The sequence below is a fragment of the Lysobacter sp. GX 14042 genome, assembly GCF_021390425.1.
Classification (GTDB): Bacteria; Pseudomonadota; Gammaproteobacteria; order Xanthomonadales; family Xanthomonadaceae; genus Novilysobacter.
On sequence record NZ_JAJUWY010000005.1, the window covers coordinates 14,157 to 36,433 of the forward strand.

Genomic DNA, 22,277 nt, shown 5'->3' on the forward strand with positions numbered 1-22,277 from the left:
CCATGTCCCGCGAGCTCCTCGTCACCTGCGCCCTGCCCTACGCCAACGGCCCCCTGCACCTGGGCCACCTGGTGGGCTACATCCAGGGCGACGTGTTCGTGCGCGCCCAGCGGCTGTCGGGCAATACGGCCCACTTCGTCTGCGCCGACGACACCCACGGCACGCCGATCATGCTGGCCGCCGAGAAGGCGGGCCGCACGCCGGAGGAGTACATCGCCGGCATCCAGGCCAGCCACGAACGTGACTTCGCCGACTTCGGCGTGGCCTTCGACAACTACTCCTCGACCCATTCGGCGACCAACCGCGAACTGACCGAGGCGATCTACACCCGCCTGGACCAGGCCGGCCACATCAGCCGGCGCTCGGTCGAGCAGCTCTACGACCCGGAAAAGGGCATGTTCCTGCCCGACCGCTTCGTCAAGGGCCGCTGCCCGCGCTGCGGCACCCCCGACCAGTACGGCGACAACTGCGAGCACTGCGGCGCCACCTATGCGCCGACCGAACTGGTCGAGCCGCGCTCGGTGGTCAGCGGCGCGATCCCGGAACTGCGCGAGTCCGAGCACTTCTTCTTCGAGCTCGGCCACTTCGAGGCGTTCCTGCGCGAGTGGCTGGCCGGCGACGTCGCCCCTGCCGGGATCAAGGCCAAGCTGAGCGAATGGCTGGACGGCGAGGGCGGGCTGCGCGCCTGGGACATCTCCCGCGACGCGCCCTACTTCGGCTTCGAGATCCCCGGCCACCCGGGCAAGTACCTGTACGTCTGGATCGACGCCCCGATCGGCTACCTGGCCAGCTTCCGCGAGCTGTGCGAGCGCGAGGGCCTGGACTTCTGGTCGTTCCTGGAACCGGGCAGCGACACCCGGATGCACCACTTCATCGGTAAGGACATCGTCAACTTCCACGGCCTGTTCTGGCCGGCGATGCTGCACGGCGCCGGCCACCGCGCGCCGACCCGGCTGCACGTCAACGGCTACCTGACCGTCGACGGGGCGAAGATGTCCAAGTCGCGCGGCACCTTCGTGATGGCGCGCACCTACCTGGACAACGGGCTGGATCCGGAGGCGCTGCGCTACTACTTCGCCACCAAGACCTCCGGCGGGGTCGAGGACGTCGACCTGAACCTGGCCGACTTCGTGGCCCGGGTGAACTCCGACCTGGTCGGCAAGTTCGTCAACCTGGCCAGCCGCTGCGCCGGCTTCATCAGCAAGCGTTTCGACGGCCGGCTGGCCGACGCGCTGCCGGACACGGCGATGTACGCGCGTTTCGCCGCCCAGCTCGAGCCGATCTACGCCGCCTACCGCCGCAACGAGGCGGCCACCGCGCTGCGCCTGGCGATGACGCTGGCCGATGAGGCCAACCGCTACATCGACGAGCACAAGCCGTGGGTGATCGCAAAGCAGGAAGGCCGCGAGGCCGAGCTGCAGGCGGTGTGCACCCAGGGCCTGAACCTGTTCCGGGTGCTCAACACCGCCCTTCGGCCGGTGCTGCCGGGCACCGCCGCCCGCGCCGAAGCCTTCCTGGACGCCCCGGTGATGCACTGGGACGAGCTGTCGCGGCCGCTGCTCGGCCACGCCATCCAGCCTTACACCGCCCTGTTCACCCGCATCGACCCCAAGCGCATCGAAGCCATGACCGAAGCCAGCACCGACTCCATGAAGCCCACCGCCAATGCCCAGGCCGCTCCCGCGGGAGAGGAACCGGCCGCGGCGACGATCGGCATCGACGACTTCGCCAAACTCGACCTGCGCATCGCCAGGGTCACCGCCTGCGAACTGGTGGAAGGCTCGGACAAGCTGCTGCGCTTCGAACTCGACGCCGGGGCGCTGGGCACGCGGCAGATCTTCTCCGGCATCCGCGCCTCCTACCCGGAGCCTGAAAAGCTGGTCGGCCGCAACGTGGTGTTCATCGCCAACCTGGCCCCGCGCAAGATGCGCTTCGGGCTGAGCGAGGGGATGATCCTGTCGGCGGGCTTCGATGCCGGCGCGCTGGCGCTGCTGGATGCCGACGCCACCGCCGAACCGGGCATGCCCGTCCGCTAGGCATGCGCCTGGCCGACCGCCTCGACCGGCTGCTGCCGCAGACCCAGTGCGGCCAGTGCGGCTATCCCGGTTGCCGGCCGTATGCCGAGGCGATGGCCGCGGGCGAGGCCGGCGCCGACCGCTGCCCGCCGGGCGGCGACCAGGGTGCCCGGACCCTGGCCCGCGCCCTGGGCCTCCCGCCGGCCGGTTACGACCGCGGCCTCGGCGAATACCGCCCCGGCCGGGTCGCGCTGGTCGTCGAGGAGGACTGCATCGGCTGCACCAAGTGCATCCAGGCCTGCCCGGTCGACGCGATCATGGGCGGCGCGAAACACATGCACACGGTCATCGAGCCGCTGTGCACGGGCTGCGAGCTGTGCGTGCCGGCCTGCCCGGTCGACTGCATCGTGATGCTGCCGGCGGCCTAGCAGTCGCTGCAGACCCTCTCGACCTGGTAGCCCAGCGCGGCCAGGCGCTCCACCAGGCCATCCGCACCCAGCAGGTGCAGCGCGCCGACCACCACCAGCGCATCGCCGGCATCGTGGCGCAGCATCGCGTCCAGCCGCTCCAGCCAGGCGTCGTTGCGCTCGACGTTGACGATCCGGTAGGTCTCAGGTGTCTGGCGCATCATCTCCAGCCGGGTCAGCCGTTCCAGCCGCGCCACGTCCCCGGCGCGCCAGGCCCGGTGGAGCTCGTCCAGGCGCACCGGCATCTGTTCGGGGGCGTCCAGGTGCTCCTGCAGCGCCCGCACCTGCTCTTCCATCGGCGCACCGGCCAGCGCCGCCAGTTGCACTTCCAGGGTCTCCAGCCCGCCGACCGGCTTGCCGGCGCGTGCGGCCTGCATCATCAGGAAACGGTCGACCCCCAGGTCCGGCTGGTAGCCCATCGAGTGCGCCAGGCCCAGCACCAGCGACAGGTTGACGAACCACGGCTGGTAACCGGCCACGCTGTCGATCGAGCCGCCCTGCCGGGCCAGCAGCCGCGCCAGCTTCTCGTGGCCCGCCGGCGGCAGCACGTCGCCCAGCCTGCGTTCGTCGGGAAACAATGCCGAGGCCAGGAAGCGGGCCTGGGTGTGCGGGCCGTCGAGTTCCTCCGGCGCCAGTTCGAAGACCAGCTTCTCGGCCTCGAAGAACGCCCGCGCGATGTCCGGAGACAACGGATAGTCGCTTTCCTTGAGCAGGTGGAACGCGCCCAGCAGCCACAGCGTGCTGTCATGGTCGCAGACCTTCCACAGCAGCGGCACCGGGGGCTGGTAGCCGCCCTCGTACGCGGCGTCGGGAAAATACCCGGGCGGCGTGATCGCGTTGCCGGGGGGCCGGTCGCCGCTCTCCTGCAAGATCTCCGGGGCCCGCGCTGGCGCAGCGCCGGCATCCTGCGCGCGCAGCCCGGCACCCGGCACGGCCATGCCGATCGCCAGCAGCAGCGCCATCACGCCCCGGCACCAGCGGATCATCGCCACCGGCTCAGCTTCCGCGCGGCTGGTAGGCCTGCTCGCCGGCCGTGATCGCCAGCGCCAGGCGGTTCGCGTCCGGCGGCAACGGGCAGGTCGCGAACGGGGTAAAGGCGCACGGTGGACTGTAGGCGCGGTTGAAGTTGACCTCCAGCCGGCCCTCGGCGTCCGGCCGCGGCACGTACACGAAACGCCCGGCACCGTAGCTGCCGTGCCCGTTGGTGCCATCGGCGAACACCAGGAACAGCCGGTCACCGCCTTCGTCGATCGCCTCCAGCCGGTGCTCGGCACCGTCGCGCTGGAACACCACCACGCCCGGGTTGGGCATCTGCTCGAAGCCGCCGATGATGTTGGCGACCTCCAGCACGCGCGGCTCGGGGTGGGGCTCGAAACGCGCCGGCAGCACCCAGTCCGGATCCGCCGGCCAATAGGCCAGGCTGCCGAAGCCGGTCCGGGTCGGCGCGTCCTGGTGGCGCACGCGCAGGGCGTGGCGGCCGTTGCGGATGATCACCGTGGCCACGCCCCGGCCGCCGTCGAACTCCAGCCGGCTCGGCCCCTTGGGGTCGGCATCGGTTCGCAGCCACGCCTGCCCGGCCAGCGGCACGCCATCGACCCGTACCTGCACGCCGCGTTCGGGCACGAAACGCACCCGGCCGTCGCCGCGCAGTTCGATCATGCCCAGGTGTTCCGGGCCCACCGACAACTGGATGCCGTTGCCGGCATTGCTGCCCAGGAAATGCGGGCCGGGCCCGACCCAGTGCAGCCCGACCAGGCTGGCCCAGCCCTCTTCGGACAACAGCTCGGCGCGGCGCTGCTCGCGCCACTGCTGTTCGCGCTGCTTGAAGGCGATCTGTTCGGGGCTCATCGTGTCCTCTTGCTGGAAGTCGAAAATGCCGCCGTCCCCGCACGCGGCCAGCGCCAGGGAGGCGATCAGCACGGCGGCGAGCGTGGCGGCGGGGCGCATGTCAGCGTCCGCGAAGGAACCAGCGGTCGATCTCGGCCAGGCCGAACCGGGTCCAGGTCGGCCGCCCGTGATTGCACTGGTCGGAGCGCTCGGTCGCCTCCATGTCGCGCAGCAGCGCGTTCATCTCGGGAACCGTCAGCCGCCGGTTGGCGCGCACCGCGCCGTGGCAGGCCATGGTCGAGAGCAGCTCGTCGCGGGCACCGGCGACCCGCCGCGAGGCGCCGTGCTCGAGCAGGTCGGCGAGTACGTCGCGCAGCAGCGCTTCCACCTCGCCGTGTGCCAGCAGCGCCGGCACCGCGCGCAGGGTGACCGCCTGCGGCCCGGAGCGGGTGACCTCGAAGCCGAGCTCGGCCAGGGTCGCCGCCTCGCGCTCGGCGACCTCGGCCTCACGCGCCGAGACCGCAAGGCTCGCCGGCACCAGCAGTGGCTGGCTGCGCAGGCCCTCGCTGTCGTGCGCGGCCTTGAGCCGCTCATAGCCGATCCGCTCGTGCGCGGCGTGCATGTCGACCACCACCAGGCCGTCGCGGTTCTCGGCCAGGATGTAGATGCCGTGCAGCTGGGCGATGGCGTAGCCCAGCGGCGGGAAACCGGCGGCGGCATCATCCGGGTCCGGGCGCCATGCCGGCACCGGGGTACCGGAAGCGGTGACACCAGGGGCCGTGGCACCGGGCGCTTCCATCACCGTGGCACCGCCGTCGTGGGCACCGTAGAGCGCGGCATAGCCGGCCCGGGCATCGGCGACTTCACGCAGCGACAGCGGCACCTGGGGCCGCGGCTGCCAGCCCGCCCCGTCCATCGATGCCGGCCCGCCACCCGGCGGCGCGGATGGCTGCATGCCCTGCCCCTCCACCCCGGCGCGGGTCTCCGCCAGCGCGGACTGCAGGGTGCGGTAGACGAAGTCGTGGATCAGCCGTGCGTCGCGGAAGCGCACCTCGTGCTTGGCCGGGTGCACGTTGACGTCGACCCGGCGCGGATCCAGTTCCAGGAACAGCACGTAGGCCGGTTGCCGGCCGTGGTAGAGCACGTCCGAGTAGGCCAGCTTCACCGCATGGGCCACCGAGCGGTCGCGGATCGCGCGCCCGTTGCAGTACAGGTATTGCTGGTCGGCGCTGGCGCGGTTGTAGGCCGGCCTGGCGACCCAGCCATGCAGGCGCAGCCCGGCGCCCTCGTGCTCGACCCGCATGGCGTGGCGGGCGAACTCCGGACCCAGGGTCTCGTGCAGGCGGACGTCCGACAGCAGGTCGGCCTCGCCCTTCCAGCGCCGCGAGGGCTTGCCGTTGTGGGTCAGACGCAGCTCGACCTGCGGACGGGCCAGCGCCAGCTGGCGCAGCCACTCCTCGATGTGCCCCAGCTCGGTGCGCTCGGCGCGCAGGAACTTGCGCCGAGCGGGCACGTTGTAGAACAGGTCGCGGACCTCGACGGTGGTCCCGCGCGGGTGCGGCCGCGGGCCCGGCTCGCCGACCCGGCCGCCGTCGACCTCGATCGCGCTGCCGTGGCCGTCGGCCTCGCGCCGGGACACCATGCTGAAGCGGCTGACCGAAGCGATCGAGGGCAGCGCCTCGCCGCGGAAGCCCAGCGTGGCCACCGCTTCCAGGTCCTCCAGCGAGGCGATCTTGCTGGTGGCGTGGCGCGAGACCGCCAGCGGCAGCTCGGTGGCGGCGATGCCGCGGCCGTCGTCGCGGATGCGGATCAGCCGGGTACCGCCTTCTTCCAGGTCGATGTCGACCCGCCCGGCACCGGCATCGAGCGCGTTCTCGACCAGCTCCTTGACCACGGACGCCGGCCGCTCGACGACCTCGCCGGCGGCGATCTGGTTGACCAGGGTGTCGGGGAGCGGACGGATCTGCACTGGGAATGGACGGCAGCAGCGGCCGCCCATCATAGCCTCACACAACGGTCACGATGATGACCCGGCCAGGCCTCAAGGACTGCCGCCGGCGGCCCCGGCGATCTGCTGCGCGGCGGCGCGCGCCGCGTACAGGGTGCCCGGCGGCGGCTGGCGGCTGAAGTAGCCATTGACCCCGTCGAGCACCGCGCCGGCGAGCTTGCGCTGGAACGCGGGGTCGCGCAGCCGCTGCTCCTCGTCGGGGTTGGAGATGAAGGCGGTCTCCACCAGCATCGCCGGCATGTCGGAGGTGCGCAGCACGGCGAAGTTGGCCTTCTCCACGTTGCGCTTGTGCACGTTCCCGACCTGCTGCAGACCGCTGAGGATGTCGCGGGCGGCATCCTCGGACGCCTTCATGTGCCCGCTCTGGGTCAGGTCCAGCAGCACCGAAGCCAGGGTGTCGTTGGTCTGGTCCAGGCGCACGCCGCCCACCAGGTCGGCCGAGTTTTCCTTGTCGGCCAGCCAGCGTGCGCGCTGGGAGGTGGCCCCGCGCAGCGACAGCACGTAGACCGAGGAGCCATCGGCGTTGCGGTTCTCGGCGGCGTCGGCGTGGATCGAGATGAACATGTCCGCGCCGGCCTTGCGCGCCAGCCTGGCGCGCTGGTTGAGCGGAATGAACACGTCGTTGTCGCGCGTCAGGTAGGCCTTCAGCCCCGGGGTGGCGTTGATCTGCCGCGCCAGTTCCTTGCCGATCGCCAGCACCACGTCCTTCTCGCGGGTGCCGTTCTTGCCGATGGCGCCGGGGTCCTGGCCGCCGTGGCCGGGATCGATGGCGATCACCAGCGGACGCATGCCGGCCTCGTGGGCGACCTGCCGGGGCGCCGGCGCGGGTGCCGCCGCCGCGGGCTGCGCATCGCTGCCGGCCGATGTGGCCGCGCCGCCGGGCGCCTTGGTGGCGGTTGCCGTGGCGGTCGTCGTGGCCACGTTCGCGGTGGCGGCGGCCGGCGGGCTGGATGCGGCGGTCCCGCGGGCAGCAGCCTGGGCGGCCAGCTGGGAGATCAGCCGGGTGGTGGCCGCCGCGGATGCGGCGGTGTCGATGGCGGGCGCGCCAGGATCGGCACTGGCCGTGATGCCCGTGGCCGGACCGCGGGCGCCGCCGGCAGATACCTGAGCGGCGGGAACGGTCGCCACTGCGGAAGCGCCGGCGCTTCCGTCACCGGGCCACTCGACCACCAGCCGCGGGCCGTCGCTGCCCTGCTCGATCCATGGCTCGGGGGCCGCCACCGGCTGCGCCAGGTCGAACACGATGCGGGTGGTACCGTCGACCGGCTTGCCGGTGCGCACGGCCTTGACCACGCCGGAGCCCGCCGGCAGGGCCAGCCCCTTGGCCAGCCCCGCCGATGGCAGGTCGATCACCAGCCGCTCGGGATTCGACAGGCGGATCACCGTGTATTCGCCGGCACCGTCCAGGCTGATTTCGGCACGGGTGCCGGTCGCCCCTTCGGTCAGGCGCAAGGCCTTGATTTCAGAGGCATGTGCAAGGTTCCAGGCAAGTCCCGCCAGCAAGGCGAGTCCGAGCAGGACTTTCTGAATGGTGGCCGAGCGCGCGCGCATGGGCAGCAGTCAAACATTGCCGGAGCCTGAATGCAAGTAGTTTTCCCTTATGAATCCGCTACCTGTGGGTACATCCTTTGGGAAACGTTCAGGAGTGTCACGCAAATGCCAGTTCACCCGGCAGGCGCTGCACCCAGGCCCGGCCGGCCGCGCTGCGCGGCTCCAGGCGGACCGCCCTGCCGCGGCCTGCGACCTCCAGCCACAGCTCCAGGTCCGCCGGCGGCAGGATGCCGGCGCCGCGTTCCGGCCACTCGACCAGCCACAGCACGGCTTCCCCGCTGTCCAGGCCGAGGAACTCCAGTTCCCCGGGATCGGCGATCCGGTACAGGTCCATGTGCCAGGCTTCGCCGCCCCCGGCCAGCGGATAACGCTCGACCAGCGTGTAGGTCGGGCTGCGGATCGCGCCGGCCACGCCCAGCGCGCGCAGCATCGCCCGCGTCAGGCTCGACTTGCCCGCGCCCAGGTCGCCATGCAGCAGGACCACTGCGCTGTCCGGACGCGCGCGGGCCAAGGCCTCGCCCAGAGCGTCCGTGGCCTCGGGAGTGGGCAACAGGTAACGGAGCATCACGCGGGCTCCGGGTTGGCGAGCCGCCGCAGCGCCGGCATCAGGTCGCCTGGCAACAGTCCGCGTTCGCCATCGGCGGCCGCCAAGTCACCGGCCGCGGCATGCATCAGGGCGCCGGCTGCGGCCGCGTCGAATGCCTCCAGGCCTTGCGCCAGCAACGCGGCCACCACCCCGGTCAGCACGTCGCCGGTACCGCCCACGGCCAGCCCCGGATTGCCGGCATCGACCAGCCGCGACAACCGGCCGGGTGCGGCGACCAGCGAACCGGCGCCCTTGAGCACGGTCGCCACTCCGTGGTGGCGGGCCAGCGCGTCGACGGCCCCGAACCGGTCGCCCTGGACCTCGCCGGTGGAGCAGCCCAGCAGCCGCGCCGCCTCGCCGGGGTGCGGGGTGATGACGCTGCCCCGGGGCAGCACGGCGGGCGCCCGGGCCAGCAGGTTCAGGCCGTCGGCATCGAGCACCAGCGGCTTGCCGGCCGCCATCGCGGCCTCCAGCAGCCCTGCCCCCCATGGCTCCCTGCCCAGCCCGGGGCCGATTGCGATGACGTCCGCCGACGCCAGCAGCGCCGGATCGGGGCGCGCTCCATCGCAGCCGTGGACCATCGCCTCGGGGAGCCGCGCCAGCAGCGGGGCGACGTGCAGCGGGCGGGTCAGCACGTCGACCCGGCCCGCGCCACTGCGGAGTGCGGCCTCGGCGGCGAGCATGACCGCCCCGCCGTAGCCGTGGTCGCCGCCGATGCACAGCACCCGGCCGTGCCGGCCCTTGTGGCTGTCGCGTTCCCGCGGCCGCAGCCAGCGCCGCAGCGCGTCGCGGCCCAGGCACTCGGCGGTGGCACCGATCGCCACGGGACCGGGTTCCACCTGCAGGCCGTCGAGCGACAGCCCGCCGCTCAACCCACGCGCCGCGCCCGTACGCAGCCCGGCTTTCGGGGCGATGAATTCCAGCGTGTGATCGGCAACCACCGCCGGGCCGGACGCGGCACCGGTGGCGGCATCCACCCCGCTGGGCACGTCCAGGGACAGCACCGGCACCGGGAGCCGGTTGATCGCATCGACCAGCTGCGCCGCCTCTCCTTCAAGCGGACGGCAGAGGCCGATCCCGAACAACGCATCGACCACCAGGCCGGCCTCCGGCAATTCCCCGTTCCAGAGCGCGGTGCGGCCCCCGGCCTCCTCCCACGCGGCGCGCGCGGCGCCGGCCGGGGTTGCCGGGGCACCCGCGCCCGGCAGCGCGATCACGGTGACCGCGCGTCCGGATTGCAGGGCATTGCGGGCCAGTTCGAAACCATCCCCGCCGTTGTTGCCGGGCCCGCAGGCCACCAGCAGGGTCCGCACCCGCGGCCAGTGTTCCAGCACCGTCCGCCAGCCGGCCTGGCCGGCGCGCACCATCAGCGCCCGCGGGTCGCCACCGGCGGCGGCGATGCCGCGGGCTTCCAGCGCGCGCAGCGCCGCGATGGAGTACAGCTTGACTGGATGCGGGAAGTCAGGGGCCGGCATGGGCGCCGATTCTATACTTGGCACCATCGTGAGCCTGTCCCCTGCCCCTGCTGACATGCCGGCCGCCGACCCGGCCGGACTGGCTGCGCGCATCCGTGGCCTGGCGCGCGAGGCCGGCTTCCAACGCTGCGGCATCACCGGCGTGGAACTGGGCGAAGACGAGGCACACCTGGCCGACTGGCTCGGCAGGGGCCTGTACGGAACCATGGAATGGATGGCGCGGCACGGCAGCCTGCGCGCCCGGCCGGCGGAACTGCTGCCGGGCACGGTGCGGGTGATCTCGGTCGGACTGGATTACGGTCGCCGCGACGATGTCAAGGCCTGGGAGACGCTGGCCGACGGCGAGCGGGCCTATGTCGCCCGCTATGCCCTGGGGCGCGACTACCACAAGATGATGCGCCAGCGCCTGCAGCGCCTGGCCGGGCGCATCGCGGAACTGGTCGGCCCGTTCGGGCACCGGGTCTTCGTCGACTCCGCGCCGGTGCTGGAGCGGGCCCTGGCGCGCAACGCCGGGCTGGGCTGGATCGGCAAGCACACCTGCCTGATCGACAAGGACGGCGGCTCCTGGTTCTTCCTCGGCGAGATCTACGTCGACGTGCCGCTGCCGGTCGACCTGCCGGCCACCCATCACTGCGGCACCTGCACCCGCTGCATCGACGTGTGCCCGACGCAGGCGATCATCGCGCCCTACCGGCTGGACGCGCGGCGCTGCATCTCCTACCTGACCATCGAGCACGACGGCCCGATTCCGGAGGAACTGCGCGAGCCGATCGGCAACCGGATCTTCGGTTGCGACGACTGCCAGCTGGCGTGCCCCTGGAACAAGTTCGCCCGTCGCAGCGACGAACCCGACTTCCGCGCCCGCAACAGGCTCGACGAGGCCAGCCTGGCCGAGCTGTTCGCCTGGACCGAAGAGGAGTTCCTGGCGCGCACCGAAGGCTCCGCCATCCGTCGCAGCGGCCACCGGCGCTGGCTGCGCAACATCGCGGTTGCGCTGGGCAATGCACCGACGACGCCGGGGGTTCTGGCCGCGCTGGAGTCCCGGCGCGACGACCCCGACCCCCTGGTGCGCGAACACGTCCAATGGGCCCTCTCCCGCCACCCGAACACCCGCAGGGCGCAATAGCCGGCCGGTGGGCGGCTATTGCGCCCTGCGGATCCGCGCGATCAGGTCGCGGGTGACGGGGTCGTCGGCAGTGGCGTCGCCGGCCAACGCCGGCAACAAGCGGTTGGCGACCTGCTTGCCCAGCTCGACGCCGAACTGGTCGAAGGGGTTGATGCCCCACAGCACGCCCTGCAGGTAGACGCTGTGCTCGTACAGCGCCACCAGCGCGCCCAGCGAGCGCGCGTCCAGCCTGTGCAGCAGCAGCACGGTACCCGGGCGGTTGCCGGCATAGGCACGGTGCGGGTCGTCGCTGGCCTGGCCGTTGGCCAGCGCCTCGGACTGCGCCAGCAGGTTGGCCAGCAACGCGCGGGCGTTGTCTTCGTGGCCGTCGATGCCGTCGTCGACCACCCCGATGAAGTCCATCGAGGCGATCCCGGTCCCCTGGTGCAGGGCCTGGAAGAAGCTGTGCTGGACGTCGGTACCGGTCCCGCCCCACCACACCGGGACGGTGTCGGCGCCGACCGGCCGGCCATCCAGCCGCACCGACTTGCCCAGGCTCTCCATCACCAGCTGCTGCAGGTAGGCCGGCAACAGCCGCAGGCGCTCGGCGTACGGCAGCACGGCGTGGGTGTGCAGGCCCAGGGCGTTGCGGTTCCACACCGCGGTCAGCGCATGCCACACCGCGAGGTTGTCGCGCGGCGGTGCCGACAGCACGTGGCCGTCCATCTCCGCGGCACCGGCCAGCAGTGCCTCGAAGCGCTCCATCCCCAAGGCGATCGCGATCGGCAGGCCGACCGCCGACCACATCGAGTAGCGCCCGCCCACCCAGTCCCACATCGGCAGCACGCGTGACGGGTCGATGGCGAAGGCTTCGCGGGCGCGGGCGCCGGTGGCGGTGACCGCGTACAGCCGCGAATCATCGCCCAGCCAGTCGCGCAGGATCCGGCCGTTGAGCAGGGTCTCCTGGGTCCCGAAGCTCTTGGACACCAGCAGCACGGCGGTGCGTGACGGGTCCAGTCCGGCGGTCACCGCCATCGCCGCGGCCGGGTCGACATTGGACAGGAAGTGCACCCGCGGCCGCCCGTCGCCGTGGCGGGCCAGCGCATCGACCACCAGCCGCGGCCCCAGGTCGGAGCCGCCAATGCCGACGCTCACCACGTCGGTGATGCCCGCGGCCTCGATGTCGCGCAGCACCCCGCCCATGCGGGCGCGGGCCTGATGGGCCAGCGCCATCGCCTCGCCCGCAAGGCCCGGGGCGGCGTCCCGGGCACGCAGTGCGGTGTGCAGTGCCGGGCGGCCTTCGGTCGGGTTGACCGTTTCGCCTTCGAAAAGCGCGCGCAGCCGGCCGGGGAGGTCGGCGCTCGAGGCGAGCCGGAACAGGTCGTCCAGCGCCTGGGCGTCGTAGCGCTGGCGGGCGAAGCTGGCGCAGACCGGCCCGGCGCGCAGCGCGAAATCCCCGGCCCGCGCCGGGTCGTCTCCGACCAGGCGGCGGATCGGCATCCGCGACAGCCGCGCGGCATGTGCCGGCAGGCTGTCCAGCAGGGTGGAAGGCTCCGGAGTTCCCTCGCCGGTGGCCGCCACGTCAGGCCGCCTGTGCGGGGATCGAGTCGTTGGTGTGGGTCAGGCGGTTGTCGCCGTCGACATAGACCAGGGTCGGCCTGAACTTCGCCGCCTCGTCCTGGTCGCAGTGGCCGTAGGCGCAGATGATCACCAGGTCGCCGACGCTGGCGCAGTGCGCGGCCGCGCCGTTGACCGAAATGATGCCGCTGCCTTCCTCGGCACGGATCGCGTAGGTCACGAAACGGTGGCCGCTGTTGATGTTGTAGACGTGGATCTGCTCGTACTCGCGGATGCCCGAGATGTCGAGCAGGCGCCCGTCGATCGCGCACGAGCCCTCGTAGTGCAACTCGGCGTGGGTGACGGTGGCACGGTGGATCTTGGCCTTGAGCAGGTTCAGTTGCATGGGAGTCTCGACCGCGTGGGGTGCGGATGTCTGCAGCCGGCAATTCTAGCAAGCGCAAGGCTGACAGCGACGTGACCGGCGCTGCGCCCGGTTACAGGCTGAACTCGAGGTTGTCGATCAGGCGGGTGCCGCCCAGGCGTGCGGCGACCAGCGCGACCCGGCCACCGTCATCGTTGCCCGGAGCCTCCGGCTCCAGCAGGTCGGTCCGGCGCAGCACCGCGTAGTCGACCACGAAACCGGCCGCCTCCAGGCGCTCGCGGGCTTCCTGCTCGACCAGCTGCCGCGGACGGGCGGCACGGGCCGCCTCGGCCATGCCCTCCAGCGCGCGGCGGATCTCCGCCGCCACCGGGCGCTCGCCCCCGTCCAGGTACTGGTTGCGCGAGCTCATCGCCAGCCCGTCGTCCTCGCGCAGGATGTCGGCGGCGACCAGTTCCACCGGGAACGCCAAGTCGTGGACCATGTAGCGGATCACCGCCAGCTGCTGGTAGTCCTTGCGGCCGAACACCGCCACGTCGGGCTGTACGTGGTTGAACAGCCGCGCGACCACGGTCGCCACGCCATCGAAGTGCCCGGGCCGGTGCGCGCCCTCGAGCACGTCGGTGATGCCCGGGACCCGCAGCCGCACCGCCGCCTCGCTGCCGTACGGATAGACGGTCTCCAGCGAAGGCATCCAGGCCACGTCCGCACCGGCGTCCGCCAGCCCCTGGACGTCGGCGTCGGGCGTGCGCGGATAGCGGTCGAAGTCCTCGCCGGGACCGAACTGGGCCGGGTTGACGAAAATGCTCACCACCACCCGGTCGGCGTGCCGGCGAGCCAGCTCCACCAGCGAGAAGTGCCCGCCGTGCAGGTTGCCCATGGTCGGCACCAGTGCCACCCGCAGCCCCTCGCGGCGCCACTGCCCCACCCGCTCGCGCAATGCGTCGAGCTCCTTGATTACGTCGGTCATGTTCGAAACAGCCATGTAGGGCGCAGCGGCCGCGCAGCGGCATATTGCGCCGGATGCCCCAGGTCAGGTGTAACTATGCTCCGCCCCCGGAAAGCTGCCATCACGCACAGCCTCCGCGTAGGCACGCATCGCGCTGGTGATGGAACCGCCCTCGGCGAGGAAGTCCTTGACGAATTTCGGCCGCCGATGGCCGCTGTCCATGCCCAGCATGTCGTGCAGCACCAGCACCTGGCCGTCGCAGCCGGGACCGGCGCCGATACCGATGGTGGCGATGTCGAGGTCGGCGGTGATCTGCGCGGCCAGGGCGCTGGGCACCCCTTCCAGCACCACCAGCTCGGCGCCGGCGGCGGCGACCTGGCGGGCCTGCTCACGCAACAGCGCCGCGGCCCCTTCATCGCGCCCCTGGACCTTGTAACCGCCCATGCGCAGCACCGCCTGGGGGGTCAGGCCCAGGTGCGAGCAGACCGGGATCTCGCGCTCGACCAGATAGCGGATCACCTCGAGCTTGGGACCGGCGCCCTCGATCTTCACCATCGCCGCGCCGGCCTGCAGGAACGCGGTCGCGGCATCCAGTGCGCGCCCGGGCGTGGCGTCGGCCTGGAACGGCATGTCGGCCACCAGCAGTGCATGGCGCAGGGTCCGGGCCACGCAGGCGGTGTGATAGGTGATGTCCGCGACGGTCACCGGCAGGGTGCTGCCGTGGCCCTGCATCACCATGCCCAGCGAGTCGCCGACCAGCACCAGGTCGATGCCGGCGGCATCGACCGCACGGGCAAAGCTGGCGTCGTAGCAAGTCAGCATCGCCAGGCGATGGCCGTCCTGCTTGGCCGCGCGCAGCATCGGCACGGTCCACGGCTTGCGGGTCACCGCGCCCGGACGAGCCGGCGCGGGGTCGGATGCATGCACTGACATGGGGTTCCCTCAGGGCGGGTGGGGGTCCGCCGGGTATGGCGCATACGGTAGCGCCTCGATCGCGCCGGTGGCCAATCCCGCGAGCCGGTCGCGCGCCGGGCCGATGCCCGGGATCAGCGCGTCCGGCGCCACCTCCAACAGCGGCACCAGGGCGAAGGCCCGCAGGTGCAGGTGCGGATGCGGAACACTTAGGCCCGGCAGCGCGGTAATGCGCCCGCCATGGAGCAGCAGGTCGAGGTCGAGCGTGCGCGGCCCCCAGCGGTCGCCGCCGTCGGCACGCCGGGTCCGCCCCGCCCCGCGCTCGATCTCCAGCATCGCCGCCAGCAGCTCCGGCGGCTCCAGGCGGGTCTGCAGCAGCGCCGCGGCATTGACGAAGTCGGGCTGGTCCTCGACCCCCCAGGCCGGAGTGCGGTAGTAGCGCGAGGCGCGCACGATCCGGGTGTGGGCGAGCGCATCCAGCGAGGCCAGTGCGTCCCGCAACAGGAGCACGCTGTCACCCTGGTTGCTGCCCAGGCCGACCACTGCCTCGACAGTCGTGCTCATCCGCGCTCAGCTTCGCTCGGGTCCGGCCGGGCGATGGCGCGGCCGGCGGCGACGACGCGGGCGCGGCGATGGCGCGGCCGGGCCGTCCTGGTCCGGTCCGTCATCGTCCGCGCCCCCGTCATCCGGCCTGTCGCCAGCCCCGGCATGCGGGTCCAGGCGCTCGGCCAGCTCACGTTCGCCCATCGCCTGCGCCGAACGCCAGAACCCGACATCGGCAGCGTGGCTGTCGGAGCCGGCCAGGCGCAGGGCGAGGAAGTCGAAGGCCGCGCGGAAGCGCGGGTGGGCGAGCATGCGGAACACGCGCTTGCGCTGGCGCAGGCCGAAGCGCGACTGCAGCAGCCAGATCTCCTGCATCGGCACCGAGAACCGGCGCGGCAGCGCGACCATGTCCAGCTGGCGCACGGTGACCCGATCGGCGGCGCGGCGCTGGGCGTCGGCCGGGGCCAGCCCGTCGCGCTCGAGCTGCACCAGCGTGCGGCAGTAGTCCGGCCACAGCAGCAGCGCGAACAGGAAGGCCGGCGAGACCGGCTCGTCCTCCGCCACCCGGCGGTCGGTATCACGCAGGCCCGCCAGCACCACCCGGCGCAGCGCGCCGCTGCGGTTGGCGGCCAGCGCCTTCGCGGTGCCGGGGAACAGCACGCCCAGCAGCCCGTGGCGCTCCAGCCCGATGAAGCTCTTCTCGCCGTGGCCCGACAGGAACATCTTCAGGCATTCCTCGAACAGCCGCGCCGGAGCGGACTGAGAGAGCAGCGGTGCGAGCCGCGGCAGCGGGCCGGCGGTGGCCGGCTCGATGGTGAAGCCCAGCTTCGCCGCCAGCCGCACCGCGCGCAGCATGCGCACCGGGTCCTCGTGGTAGCGGGTCTCGGGATCACCGATCAGGCGCAGGACCCGGTCCTGGACGTCCTGGAAGCCGCCGGTGTAGTCGCGCACCGAGAAGTCCTCGATCGCGTAATACAGGGCATTGGCGGTGAAGTCGCGGCGGACCGCGTCTTCCTCGATGCTGCCGTAGATGTTGTCGCGCACCAGCCGGCCGTCCTCCAGCGCCTGGCGGGCGCCGGTTCCGTCATCGCCGTTGGCACGGAAGGTCGCGACCTCGATGATCTCGCGGCCGAACACCACGTGCGCCAGGCGGAACCGGCGGCCGATCAGCCGGCAGTTGCGGAACAGCTGGCGGACTTCTTCTGGCGTGGCGTCGGTGGCGACGTCGAAGTCCTTGGGACGCCCCCCGACCAGCAGGTCGCGCACGGCGCCGCCCACGAGGTAGGCGCCGTAGCCACCCTCGCGCAGCCGGTAGAGCACGCGCAGCGCGCTGTGGCTGATGTCCTTGCGGGAGACGTTGTGCTGGTCGCGCGGGACGATCCGCAGCACGGGTTCGGGAAGTTGGGAGTCGGGTGGCATCAGGCGGGCGTCGCCGCAGAAATTTGTGGAGGAACCGTTGCCGAGTGCAACGCAGCCCCATATACTAGCAAGCCGCGCAGCCTTGGGGTCGGCGCGGACACCTGCTCCCTTCGTCTAGTGGTCTAGGACGTGGCCCTCTCAAGGCCAAAACACGGGTTCGAGTCCCGTAGGGAGCGCCAAATCCCGGAGGCCCGCACAGCAATGTGCGGGCCTTCTGCTTTCAACGCCCGCCGGGCACCGCCCGCCGGCGCCCCGGCCGTTACAATGCCCCGGCTGCCTACACGGAAAGATCCATGCCTTTCGTCGTCACCGAGAACTGCATCAAGTGCAAGTACACCGATTGCGTGGAGGTGTGCCCGGTCGACTGCTTCCATGAAGGGCCCAACTTCCTGGTGATCGATCCCGAGGAGTGCATCGACTGCACCCTGTGCGAGCCCGAGTGCCCGGTCAACGCGATCTACCCCGAGGACGACGTGCCCGCCGGTCAGGAGCAGTTCGTCGCCCTCAACGCCGAGCTCTCGCAGGAATGGCCGGTGATCACCGCGCGCAAGGAACCGGCGGCCGATGCCGACGAATGGGACGGCAAGCCGGGGAAGCTGCCGTTGCTGGAACGCTGAAGGCGCAATAGCCGCCTTGGCGGCGTATTGCGCCGGAACACGGTCAGCGCCCGGCGAGCTCCGCCTCGAGCGCCGCCATCAATGCCTCCACCGCGGGCCCGGTCGCCGGCGCACCGCGCGGGTCCACCGCCGAGACCTGCACGCCGCCGACGCCCTCGGTCACCCGGACCAGGAAGTTGCCGCCCCGATATTGCAGGTCGAGCGCGCCCAGCAGCTCCGCGCGATTGGTGATCTCCACGCCCTCCATCGCCGACAGCGCGGCGTCGACCGCGGCATAGACCTGGCTGCGCTCACCCTCGACTGTGAAACCGGTGACCGCGGCCTGGCGCGCCTGCTGCGCGGCGGCAACCGCACCCGAAGCGGTCACCGTGCCGGCGGACCCGGTGCCGGCGCCCTCGCCGCCCGGCGGCGCCAGTTCCGGCGGCACTTCCAGCGGACGGTCCTCCGGCGCCATGGCGTACAGGTCATTGGAGCGGCTGAACCAGCCACAGCCGGAAGTGGCCACCAGCGTGCCGAGCACGAGGCCGGCCGTCGCGAGGCGGGGAAGGGAAACGGTGGGACGCATGGGATTCTCCGGTTCAGCCCGCGGCAGTGATGCAGGCGTTTTCAATGTCCTGGCAGGCCGCGGCCATCCGCGTGGCCTCGTCCTGGTGTTGTTGCGACAGCGTCAGCAGCGGGCGCCGCAGTCCGTGGCCGATGCCCTGGCGCTGCAGCAGCGCCTTGACCGGCACCGGGTTGGGCTCGATGCCCATGAAGGCCACCACCGCCGCCAGCTGCGCATCGAGTCCGGCGGCGGGACCATCGTCGCCGGCGCGCGCAAGATCGCACAACCGGCGGAAGGCGCGCGGCACTGCGTTGGAGGCGACCGAAACCACCCCGTCGGCGCCGGCGAGCATGGCACGGCAGGCGGTCGGGTCGTCCCCGCTGAGGACGCTGAAGCCGGCGTCGCGCAGCGCGAGCAGCGCGGCCATCCGTTCCGGCCCGGGGACCGCTTCCTTGATGCCGATGATGCGCGGGTGCCCGGCCAGCGCCGCCACCGTGTCGGGCAGCATGTCGCAGCCGGTACGCCCGGGCACGTTGTACAGCAGCACCGGCAGCGCCCCGTCGTCGGCCACCGCGCGGTAGTGCGCCAGCAGGCCGTCCTGGGTCGGCCGCACGTAGGGCGGGGTGACCACCAGCGCGGCGTCGGCGCCGAGGCTGCCGGCGCGCCGGGTCATTTCGATGGTCTTGGCGGTGTTCGACAGGCCGGTGCCGGCGACCACCGGCACCCGGCCGGCGACGATCTCCACCGCCGAGCGCAGCAGCGCGTCGTACTCGGCGTCCAGCAGCGCGGCGGCCTCGCCGGTGGAGCCGGCGACCACCAGGGCCTGGGTGCCCGCCTCCAGTTGCTGTTCCAGCAGGCGCCGCCAGGCGGCCAGGTCGAGCTCGCCATCGGGGTCGAACGGTGTCGCCAGCGCGGTGATGCTGCCGGAAAGTCGCAAGGGAGGCGCCTCATGTGTGGGGACGGTACGGCGCGATCCCGCGTCGCCGCGCGGACGGGGGCATCACCCCGGGGCGCCGTGGCCGCCTGATCTTACTTGCGGCCTGAAAGCAGCGGCAAGTATGCTGGCCCGGAGCCGTCGCCCGCCCGGGCGCCGCGTCTGTTCCGCCCGGCCCACGGGGCGGCTGTCCCCCCTCCCGCAGGCGATGCCTTGAACGACCCCGCACAACGTCCCACCACCAACGAGAACCACCTGCTCATCAATGCGTTCACCACGCATCCGCAGTCGCCTCTGCTCCAGGTGACCCGGCGGGTGGCCGACAGCGGCTGCAACATGCTCGATGCGCGGCTGTCGACGGTGGGACGCGACATCACCCTGACCGCGCTTGCGGTGGGCTCGTGGGACGCGATCGCCAAGCTGGAGTCCTCGCTTGGCCGGCTGGAGCGCGAGGACGGGGTCAAGCTGATCTGGTATCGCACCGGCGACAAGCAGGTGCAGACCGACCTGCTGCCCTACGTGGTCGAGGTGGTCGCCGCCGACAAGCCGGGCATCACCTTCCAGCTGGCCGATTTCTTCGACCGCCAGGGCATCACCATCGAAAGCCTACACTGCTCGCGCTACCGGGCGATGCAGACCGGGGCGGACATGTACTCGGCGCAGGTGACCATCGGGGTCCCGGCGCGCATGCACATCGCGGCGCTGCGCGACGATTTCCTGGAATTCTGTGACCACCTCAACCTCGATGCGATCATGGACCCGATGAAATTCTGACGCTCCAGAGGAGTCCCATGAGCAAGACCGACTCGCCCGATCCGGGCAGCAAGGTACCGGCGGACCTGGAACTGGTCCTCTCCGACGACAGCACCACCACCCTGGGCGACTACGCCGGCAAGTGGCTGGTGCTGTATTTCTATCCGAAGGACCACACCCCCGGCTGCACCACCGAGGGCCGCGACTTCGATGCACTGCTGCCGGAGTTCCAGGCGCTGGGCGCGGAGATCCTCGGGATCTCGCGCGACTCGGCCAAGACCCACTCCAACTTCCGCGCCAAACAGGGCTTCCGCTTCGAGCTGGTCGCCGACAGGGAAGAGACGGTCTGCAATGCATTCGGCGTCATCGCGGAGAAGAACATGTACGGCCGGAAGGTGATGGGCATCGTGCGCAGCACCTTCCTGATCGATCCCAGGGGCGTCGTCGCCCACCGCTGGCAGCCGGTGAAGGTGCCAGGCCATGCCCAGGCCGTGCTCGACGAACTCAAGGCACGCCAGCAGTCCTGACCGGAAGCCCACGATGACCCGAGGCAAGCGGATCTACGTGCTCGACACCAACGTGTTGATGCACGACCCCACGGCGCTGTTCAAGTTCGAGGAGCACGACGTCTACCTGCCGATGCAGGTGATCGAGGAGCTCGACAACGGCAAGAAGGGCAACTCCGAGGCCAGCCGCAACGCGCGCCAGGTCAGCCGCTTCCTCAACGAGCTGGTGGAAGCAGCCGGCACCGCGAAGGTGATCGAGGGGATCCCGCTGCACCATCCCCAGGGGCTGCAGCTGCGTGGCGCCAGCAGCGCCGGATGCCTGCGCTTCCAGACCGGCAACTTCGACGCCGGCAAGCGCTTCGGCGCGGTGGTCCCCGACAACGCCATCCTCGGCGCGATCCTCGCCCTGAAGGAGGCCGAACCGGAGCTGCCGGTGGTGTTCGTGTCCAAGGACATCAACCTGCGGATCAAGGCGGCGATCGCCGGCATCGCCTCGGAGGATTACGAGAACGACCGCGCGCTCGACGACTTCAGCCTGCTCTACACCGGTTCGCGCGAGCTGCCCGGGGACTTCTGGCGCCGCCACGGCCAGGACCTGAAGTCCTGGAGCGACCGCGGCCGCACCTGGTACGAGGTCACCGCCACCGACGACGAGCAGTGGTACCCGAACCAGTTCGTCTACCTGCCCGGCGACGAGGAAGCCGAGTTGCAGGTGATGGAGGTCGATGAGCGGCGGGTGCGCCTGCGGCTGGTCGACGACTACCGCAGCGGGCACTCGGTATGGGGCATCAGCGCGCGCAACCGCGAGCAGAACTTCGCCCTCAACGCGCTGATGGACCCGGAGATCGACTTCGTCACCCTGCTGGGCACCGCCGGCACCGGCAAGACCCTGCTGGCGCTGGCCGCCGGACTGGCGCAGGTGATGGACGAGCGCCGCTACCGCGAGATCATCATGACCCGCGCGACGGTCAGCGTCGGCGAGGACATCGGCTTCCTGCCCGGCACCGAGGAAGAGAAGATGACGCCCTGGATGGGCGCGCTGACCGACAACCTCGAAGTGCTGACCCAGGACCAGGAAGGCGGCAGCTGGGGCCGGGCGGCGACCAACGACCTGCTGGCCAGCCGGATCAAGATCCGCTCGCTGAACTTCATGCGCGGGCGCACCTTCCTGTCGCGCTGGCTGATCCTGGACGAGGCGCAGAACCTCACCCCCAAGCAGATGAAGACCCTGGTGACCCGCGCCGGCCCCGGCACCAAGATCATCTGCCTGGGCAACGTCGAGCAGATCGACACGCCCTATCTGACCGAGACCACCTCGGGGCTGACCTACGCGGTGGACCGGTTCAAGGACTGGCCGCATGCCGCGCACATCACCCTGCGGCGCGGAGAGCGCTCGCGGCTGGCGGATTACGCGTCCGAGGTGCTGTAGCGCGCCATGGCCGAACGGCTTGCCGGTTGGGTCTGGGTGGGCGGCGCCGCGCTCGCCTGCGTCGCCGGCATCATCAACGTGGTCGGTTTCCTGGGCTTCCAGCAGCAGGCGATCACCCACCTGACCGGCAACACCTCGCTGCTGGGCGCGGCGCTGGTGGCCGGCGACGGCGCGGCAACGCTGCAGCTGGCGGCGATGCTCGCCGCGTTCGTCGCCGGCTCGATGCTCAGTGGGCTGCTGATCCAGGACAGCACCCTGCAGCTGGGCCGCCGCTACGGGGTGGCGCTCACCCTGGAGTCGCTGATGCTGGTCGCCGCGGCGCCGCTGTTCGCCCGTGGCCACCTGGCCGGCCCGGTGCTGGCCGCCTGCGCCTGCGGGCTGCAGAATGCAATGGCGACCACCTACAGTGGCGCGCTGGTGCGCACCACCCACCTGAGCGGAATGTTCACCGACCTGGGCATCATGCTCGGGCACGCGCTGCGCGGGCTGCCGCTGGCCCGGCGCCGGCTGGCGCTGTGCATGCTGGTGATCGGGTTCTTCTTCGCCGGCGGCCTGCTCGGCGCGTGGCTGTTCCCGCGGGTGGGCTACGCGGCCCTTTACCTGCCGGCACTGCTGACCGGCACCGCCGGCATCGGCTACGTCGCGATCCGCTGGCCCGCCGCCCGGCGATGACCCCGGCACGCCGTACCCCGGCACCT

The 22,277-nt window shown here is 71.5% G+C and carries 22 protein-coding genes and 1 tRNA gene; 9 read left to right on the plus strand and 14 right to left on the minus strand.

The features are described from left to right. Window positions 1-2: 2 nt before the first annotated feature. Together metG and rnfB are read left to right on the plus strand one after the other, a co-directional pair. Window positions 3-2,036, plus strand: a complete 2,034-nt coding sequence (metG, locus tag LY625_RS08420) for a methionine--tRNA ligase (protein ID WP_233739590.1) — start codon at window positions 3-5, stop codon at window positions 2,034-2,036. A 2-nt stretch (window positions 2,037-2,038) separates the two neighbouring features. Beyond that, the gene (rnfB, locus tag LY625_RS08425; protein WP_233739591.1) at window positions 2,039-2,443 is read left to right on the plus strand and encodes an Rnf electron transport complex subunit RnfB; all 405 of its coding nucleotides are present in this window, start codon (window positions 2,039-2,041) and stop codon (window positions 2,441-2,443) included. Here rnfB and LY625_RS08430 read toward each other — a convergent pair. The 6 genes from LY625_RS08430 to LY625_RS08455 form a co-directional block, all read right to left on the minus strand. Beyond that, on the minus strand, window positions 2,440-3,468 hold the full coding sequence (locus LY625_RS08430; RefSeq protein WP_233739754.1) for a TraB/GumN family protein: 1,029 nt from the start codon (window positions 3,466-3,468) through the stop codon (window positions 2,440-2,442). The genes rnfB and LY625_RS08430 overlap by 4 nt on opposite strands. 10 nt (window positions 3,469-3,478) lie before the next feature. Next, window positions 3,479-4,429: a DUF1684 domain-containing protein gene (locus tag LY625_RS08435; RefSeq protein WP_233739592.1), complete on the minus strand. Its 951-nt coding sequence runs from the start codon at window positions 4,427-4,429 to the stop codon at window positions 3,479-3,481. A gap of 1 nt (window position 4,430) precedes the next feature. Next, window positions 4,431-6,278 carry a DNA mismatch repair endonuclease MutL gene (mutL, locus tag LY625_RS08440; RefSeq protein ID WP_233739593.1) on the minus strand — a complete coding sequence of 616 codons (1,848 nt, stop codon included), beginning with the start codon at window positions 6,276-6,278 and terminating at the stop codon, window positions 4,431-4,433. A 72-nt stretch (window positions 6,279-6,350) separates the two neighbouring features. Continuing rightward, window positions 6,351-7,868, minus strand: a complete 1,518-nt coding sequence (locus LY625_RS08445; RefSeq protein WP_233739594.1) for an N-acetylmuramoyl-L-alanine amidase — start codon at window positions 7,866-7,868, stop codon at window positions 6,351-6,353. Between the two features lie 97 nt (window positions 7,869-7,965). Further along, entirely contained in the window at window positions 7,966-8,433 is a 468-nt protein-coding gene (gene tsaE, locus LY625_RS08450) for a tRNA (adenosine(37)-N6)-threonylcarbamoyltransferase complex ATPase subunit type 1 TsaE (protein WP_233739595.1), read from the minus strand. Further along, a complete protein-coding gene (locus LY625_RS08455; RefSeq protein WP_233739596.1) occupies window positions 8,433-9,929 on the minus strand; it encodes an NAD(P)H-hydrate dehydratase in 1,497 nt (498 codons plus the stop codon). The genes tsaE and LY625_RS08455 overlap by 1 nt, the downstream gene beginning before the upstream one ends. A 55-nt stretch (window positions 9,930-9,984) precedes the next feature. Here LY625_RS08455 and queG point away from each other — a divergent pair, with 55 nt between their 5' ends. After that, entirely contained in the window at window positions 9,985-11,055 is a 1,071-nt protein-coding gene (gene queG / locus LY625_RS08460; RefSeq protein WP_233739755.1) for a tRNA epoxyqueuosine(34) reductase QueG, read from the plus strand. Between the two features lie 15 nt (window positions 11,056-11,070). Here queG and pgi read toward each other — a convergent pair whose 3' ends face one another. The 6 genes from pgi to pcnB form a co-directional block, all read right to left on the minus strand. Further along, complete coding sequence (gene pgi / locus LY625_RS08465) at window positions 11,071-12,615, minus strand: glucose-6-phosphate isomerase (RefSeq protein WP_343223475.1); 1,545 nt, start codon at window positions 12,613-12,615, stop codon at window positions 11,071-11,073. 1 nt (window position 12,616) lies between these two features. Further along, window positions 12,617-12,997: an aspartate 1-decarboxylase gene (panD, locus tag LY625_RS08470; RefSeq protein WP_233739597.1), complete on the minus strand. Its 381-nt coding sequence runs from the start codon at window positions 12,995-12,997 to the stop codon at window positions 12,617-12,619. 91 nt (window positions 12,998-13,088) lie between these two features. Further along, on the minus strand, window positions 13,089-13,943 hold the full coding sequence (gene panC, locus LY625_RS08475) for a pantoate--beta-alanine ligase (RefSeq protein WP_233739598.1): 855 nt from the start codon (window positions 13,941-13,943) through the stop codon (window positions 13,089-13,091). A 63-nt stretch (window positions 13,944-14,006) separates the two neighbouring features. Beyond that, window positions 14,007-14,855 (minus strand): 3-methyl-2-oxobutanoate hydroxymethyltransferase, encoded by an 849-nt coding sequence (panB, locus tag LY625_RS08480; RefSeq protein ID WP_233739599.1) that lies wholly within the window; start codon window positions 14,853-14,855, stop codon window positions 14,007-14,009. Window positions 14,856-14,864: 9 nt separating this feature from the next. Then, window positions 14,865-15,398, minus strand: a complete 534-nt coding sequence (folK, locus tag LY625_RS08485) for a 2-amino-4-hydroxy-6-hydroxymethyldihydropteridine diphosphokinase (RefSeq protein ID WP_233739600.1) — start codon at window positions 15,396-15,398, stop codon at window positions 14,865-14,867. A 6-nt stretch (window positions 15,399-15,404) separates the two neighbouring features. Next, a complete protein-coding gene (pcnB, locus tag LY625_RS08490; RefSeq protein ID WP_233739601.1) occupies window positions 15,405-16,796 on the minus strand; it encodes a polynucleotide adenylyltransferase PcnB in 1,392 nt (463 codons plus the stop codon). A 103-nt stretch (window positions 16,797-16,899) separates the two neighbouring features. On the opposite strand from pcnB, the gene LY625_RS08495 reads away from it, so the two are divergent. Both LY625_RS08495 and fdxA read left to right on the plus strand, forming a co-directional pair. Then, window positions 16,900-16,975 (plus strand) — tRNA-Glu (locus LY625_RS08495). Between the two features lie 114 nt (window positions 16,976-17,089). Further along, window positions 17,090-17,413: a ferredoxin FdxA gene (fdxA, locus tag LY625_RS08500; RefSeq protein ID WP_233739602.1), complete on the plus strand. Its 324-nt coding sequence runs from the start codon at window positions 17,090-17,092 to the stop codon at window positions 17,411-17,413. 43 nt (window positions 17,414-17,456) lie between these two features. Here fdxA and LY625_RS08505 read toward each other — a convergent pair whose 3' ends face one another. Both LY625_RS08505 and dapA read right to left on the minus strand, forming a co-directional pair. Beyond that, window positions 17,457-17,978 (minus strand): hypothetical protein, encoded by a 522-nt coding sequence (locus tag LY625_RS08505; RefSeq protein ID WP_233739603.1) that lies wholly within the window; start codon window positions 17,976-17,978, stop codon window positions 17,457-17,459. A gap of 13 nt (window positions 17,979-17,991) precedes the next feature. Next, window positions 17,992-18,894 carry a 4-hydroxy-tetrahydrodipicolinate synthase gene (gene dapA, locus LY625_RS08510; protein ID WP_233739604.1) on the minus strand — a complete coding sequence of 301 codons (903 nt, stop codon included), beginning with the start codon at window positions 18,892-18,894 and terminating at the stop codon, window positions 17,992-17,994. Window positions 18,895-19,104: 210 nt separating this feature from the next. Between dapA and LY625_RS08515 the strand changes: the two genes are divergently transcribed. The 4 genes from LY625_RS08515 to LY625_RS08530 are packed head-to-tail and all read left to right on the plus strand — an operon-like array spanning window position 19,105 to window position 22,251. Next, a complete protein-coding gene (locus LY625_RS08515; protein WP_233739605.1) occupies window positions 19,105-19,665 on the plus strand; it encodes a glycine cleavage system protein R in 561 nt (186 codons plus the stop codon). Between the two features lie 17 nt (window positions 19,666-19,682). After that, the gene (locus tag LY625_RS08520; RefSeq protein WP_233739606.1) at window positions 19,683-20,171 is read left to right on the plus strand and encodes a peroxiredoxin; all 489 of its coding nucleotides are present in this window, start codon (window positions 19,683-19,685) and stop codon (window positions 20,169-20,171) included. Window positions 20,172-20,184: 13 nt separating this feature from the next. Beyond that, a complete protein-coding gene (locus LY625_RS08525; protein ID WP_233739607.1) occupies window positions 20,185-21,579 on the plus strand; it encodes a PhoH family protein in 1,395 nt (464 codons plus the stop codon). 6 nt (window positions 21,580-21,585) lie between these two features. Then, window positions 21,586-22,251, plus strand: a complete 666-nt coding sequence (locus tag LY625_RS08530) for a YoaK family protein (protein WP_233739608.1) — start codon at window positions 21,586-21,588, stop codon at window positions 22,249-22,251. Window positions 22,252-22,277 lie beyond the last annotated feature (26 nt).